The 1,096-nt window shown below is 37.5% G+C and carries 2 protein-coding genes; both read left to right on the forward strand.

Translation table 11 applies throughout. The features are described 5' to 3' along the window. The first annotated feature begins 373 nt into the window (after nt 1-373). Nucleotides 374-517, forward strand: coding sequence for a hypothetical protein (locus E4U82_RS20115; protein ID WP_167751516.1), 144 nt, complete (start codon nt 374-376; stop codon nt 515-517). Beyond that, the gene (locus E4U82_RS19560) at nt 517-933 is read left to right on the forward strand and encodes a type II toxin-antitoxin system death-on-curing family toxin (RefSeq protein ID WP_135111915.1); all 417 of its coding nucleotides are present in this window, start codon (nt 517-519) and stop codon (nt 931-933) included. The genes E4U82_RS20115 and E4U82_RS19560 overlap by 1 nt, the downstream gene beginning before the upstream one ends. Nucleotides 934-1,096 lie beyond the last annotated feature (163 nt).

Below are 1,096 nucleotides of genomic sequence, written 5' to 3' on the forward strand. Positions count from 1 at the left end.
ATATTTTTTACCGAAAGATGCCACTTTTTCCGGATTCGCTTCGATTGTAGGGGTGAGAAAGGTTATTGAGTCGTCAAATCAGTTAATCCGCTGTTCCGATAGTCGTTGTCACCATCCTGCTTGCCGTCTACCGCTGCTTGCTCTCTGCTCTGTTTAAACATTCAATCAATCAGGCAGTTTCGAATTATACGATTGAAATATAGGTAGTCATTGGACCTTCATCCGGCTGATATTTGCCATTAAAACGAGGGAATCAGTTTGGTATATGGAAAGATAGATTATAGTATGGTAAAATAGGGTAAATGAATTTTAAACCTTCTCATATTGGGCAACCTAACATATATATATTGTATCTTGTACAGGAGGGCTGTCCATGAAGAGGAAAAAGGGTGATAAAAAAATGAACGAAACAATTATGAAACCGCAAGCAGAAAATCGCAAGGAAAGAATCCGAGCAAGCTATAAGAAGGCTGTTAAAGCAAATGGTAAAGCCTTGGAGAAGCTAAGTAAGAATTAATGGATGTGGAATATCTTGAGCTTGAAGATGTCATTGAACTACATGACCAAGCACTTAAAGATTTCGGAGGCATTCAAGGTAGAGAACCTGGTAAACTTGAGGCCAAATTAGCTTTACCTATGTCTGGGTTTGGAGACTTTGAACGTTATCCATCAATTGAAGAAAAAGCAGCCGTATATTTGTACGAGCTGGCTAGTGGTCATTGTTTTTTAGATGGCAATAAAAGAACATCATTTTTAGCAACCTTTACTTTTTTGGATCTAAACGGATTTGACTTAGTAGTAGATGATGATGAAGTGTATCAATTTGTCCTGTCTGTGGCAAACGATGAAACAAGACCACCATTTAAAAAGGTTGTTGACTGGGTTAAAAAACATGTCCACGCAAGAAAGGATATACACGCAAGTAAAGATTAGCCATAACGTTTTATATTAATTGTAATCGGTCCATGTTAACACCAAAAATAGTTGCGGCCAGTCACCATATCTGGCCGCAACAGCTGTATGTAGATTTGGTCCAATATATAGGATTTTTCCCAAGTGTTTATCTTTTACATGTGAAAACCATCTAATATAGTTT

The organism is Lentibacillus salicampi, assembly GCF_004565465.1.
GTDB lineage: Bacteria > Bacillota > Bacilli > Bacillales > Amphibacillaceae > Lentibacillus > Lentibacillus salicampi.